This window comes from Citrobacter sp. wls826, from assembly GCF_005281245.1.
GTDB classification, from domain to species: Bacteria; Pseudomonadota; Gammaproteobacteria; order Enterobacterales; family Enterobacteriaceae; genus Citrobacter; species Citrobacter braakii.
This window is the reverse complement of record NZ_SZWS01000053.1, coordinates 77,989-80,963: the sequence shown is the minus strand read 5'-3', so window position 1 is coordinate 80,963 and position 2,975 is coordinate 77,989. Positions and strand designations below refer to the sequence as shown.

Annotated in this window: 2 protein-coding genes and 1 pseudogene; all 3 read right to left on the bottom strand. The window is 54.0% G+C overall.

Annotated features, from left to right (window positions below; translation table 11 throughout):
• Nucleotides 1-393 (bottom strand): iron-containing alcohol dehydrogenase (locus FDW87_RS22520; RefSeq protein ID WP_252363156.1); only part of this gene is annotated, 393 nt, incomplete at its 3' end.
• Between the two features lie 188 nt (nt 394-581).
• A complete protein-coding gene (gene selB, locus FDW87_RS12845; protein ID WP_016157738.1) occupies nt 582-2,426 on the bottom strand; it encodes a selenocysteine-specific translation elongation factor in 1,845 nt (614 codons plus the stop codon).
• Nucleotides 2,423-2,975 (bottom strand): annotated as a pseudogene (locus FDW87_RS22515) (L-seryl-tRNA(Sec) selenium transferase); the annotation flags it as partial. The pseudogene FDW87_RS22515 and the gene selB, both read right to left, overlap by 4 nt.

Here is a 2,975-nt window from a genome sequence, read left to right as displayed (position 1 = left end):
CAGCTGTGGTTTTGCAGAACGGTCCACACCTTCGTAATCGCGAATATCGCCGCCGTTAGCCGCCACCAGCGCAATGCCCTTCGCACAATCGTGCGGAGAACCGCCGCCGAGGGAAATAACGCTATCACATTCGTTTTCTTTCAGTATATGCAGGCCAGCAGCGACGTTACTGGTCGTGGGATTAGGATGCGTACCGTCGAAAATTACGCTGAAAATATCACGTTCCTGTAATGCTTTTTGAATCTCGCCAGCCATACCTAATTTTGTCAGCATGGCATCCGTGACAATCAGCGTACGACGAAAACCATATTCCGCCATTGTATTCATTGCGTCTTTTAATGAATCAGCGCCAATTACATTCACGGAAGGAATAAAAAATGTTGAAGCAGCCATTGTACGATCCTTAATTACTCTAAAGAGTCAGGAAGCATACGAGTGAAATATCCAACAAAATATGATCGTGGTTGTTATTTTAATAACACCCACAATTAAAAAGCACATTAGGTTCATAATCTAATGTGCTTATTTCAATCAATATCTATTTTGTATTAATTCATTTAATTCCTGAATTAATTGTTTCATTACTTTTCGGGAAACAGCAAAGCATCGCGTAATAAATGATCATTTCCCCGGCGACGCGTAAAACCAATGCGGTCAAAATATTCCAGAATCTGGATAGCCAATTTGCGTCCAACGTTAAGCCTGTCGCGGAAATCGGCAGCACAGGTCGATCCTTTCTCCTGATCCAGTTCGCGGATCATATTGGCAAAGGCCACAATCCGATCGTTACGGTAATAGCGATCTTTGACGATCGCGGTGATGATGCCTTGCTGCGCTGCTTGTCGTAACGCCACACGCATCATCTGCTCATCTGTGCCCGTCTGTTTTGCCAAATCGCGCACCCACCACGGCTCATCGCCAAAAAGCGGTTCTGCTTTTTGCCAGATAGCCTGCTGCTCTTCGCTGAAACCGGCCTTATGATCCGGCAAATGCAGCCAGCCATGATGACTATGGATGGCTCCGCTCTCACGCATCTTTTCAATCAGCAGCAGGACCAGCGCTTCATCTTCCATCGGCAAAGCCATACGGCGCAGGCGTTCTCGCCCAGGTCCTGGTTCATCACGGTGCTGTTCGTGGTACGTCGCCAGCGTATCAAGGACTTTCCGCTGCCAGCGCGCTGCAACGGCAGCATTCAACAGACTGTATCCCGCCTGAATAAAGCCATGCAGCTCAATCAACGGACGCATACCGTTGCCGTTGAGCTGACGCGCCCAGGCGAAGTCAGGAATATTCACCGCCCCGCGCGTCAGATGTAGCGCCAGAGCTTCGCCGTCACTCTGTACCTTCTCCAGTGCTGCCAGCCACTGCAAATATTCCGGCTTACGCTTCCCGCGACGCGGCGGATTGAGCGTTACCACGCGCGCGCCAGCCAGCGTCGTGCGGGCCGAAATATCGCGTAGCACCAGACGGTCGTTATCGGCGAGCCAGAGCGGTGTATCAAACACCAGTTCCGCCAGCGTCCCTTCAAGCAGCGAGATTCTCCCGGTGACATGGCTGGCCGCGTGGTGAATATGCAGCGGTTGCCACTGCATCAGCGGCGCGGCATGCTCTAAAGAGACAATCACGCGGGTAAACGCCTCTGGCGGTGCATCGGAGAGCAGCCAGTCGCCGCGGTTAAGCTCTTCTTTTTGTGCATCACCAGCAATATTCAGCGCAATACGTTGCCCCGCCTGCGCGCGATCGGTGGCCTGATTTTGCGCATGCAAGCTACGTACGCGCATCGGTTTGTTGACGCCCGTGAGCCACAGCGTGTCACCAACAGTCACCTCACCGCTAAGCGCCGTCCCGGTCACCACCAGACCCGCGCCTTTGACCGTAAAGGCACGGTCAATCGCCAGGCGAAAGCTGCAATCGCGGGCATGCTCGCGCGACGTTAATTGCTGTAAATGATCGCGCAGTTCTTCGATTCCACGACCTTCACTGGCAGCCGTCACGAACAGAACCGCATCGGCGAATCCATAGTTCTCAAGCGCAGTATGCACCTCAGTACGTACCGCGTTGATGCGATCGTCATCCACGCGATCGGCTTTCGTGAGCGCCACGGTGATCTGCGGATTGCCCGTCAGTTGCAGAATTTGCAAATGCTCACGCGTTTGCGCCATCACGCCGTCATCACACGCCACCACCAGCAGCGCATGGTCGATCCCGCCGACACCCGCCAGCATGTTGGACAAAAACTTTTCGTGTCCGGGAACATCGATAAATCCCAGAATCCTTCCGTCCGGCTGCGGCCAGTAGGCATAACCGAGATCGATGGTCATGCCGCGCTTTTTTTCTTCCGGCAAACGGTCGGCATTCACGCCGGTAATCGCCTGTAATAACGTTGTTTTTCCGTGGTCAACGTGTCCGGCGGTTGCAATAATCATTTCAGCATCATCTCCATAAACCGGGTCTCGTCCTCAAGGCAGCGCAGATCCAGCCATAAGCGACCATCATAAATTCGCCCAATGATCGGCACAGGCAGCGCACGCCAACGGGCGGCCAGTGCTTCGAGGCGGCTACCGCGCCCGTCATGTGGAGTAAAGGTTAATGCCGCGCTGGGCAGCCTATCAACAGGTAGCGAACCGCTGCCTATCTGCGATAAACAAGGCATAACGTTCAGGGCGAATTCGTCGCCGTAATGATCAGCAAGCCGTGCCTGTAATTGTTGTGCCTGCGCGTGGACAGCCTCCTGCGAGCGGGTGAGCTGGCGTAACGTCGGCAACTTCGCTGCCAGCGCTTCCGGGTGCAGGTAGAGCCGCAGCGTCGCTTCCAGCGCAGCCAGCGTCATTTTATCAGCCCGTAATGCACGTTTCAGCGGATGGCTCTGTAAGCGCGCGATCATCTCTTTTTTACCGACAATAATCCCTGCCTGCGGCCCTCCCAGTAATTTATCGCCAGAGAAGCTCACCAGGCTAACGCCAGCGGCAATCAGC

Excerpts from the sequence above, each read along its gene's own strand:
- selB (WP_016157738.1), bottom strand. The coding sequence starts at position 2,426 with ATGATTATTGCAACCGCCGGACACGTTGACCACGGAAAAACAACGTTA.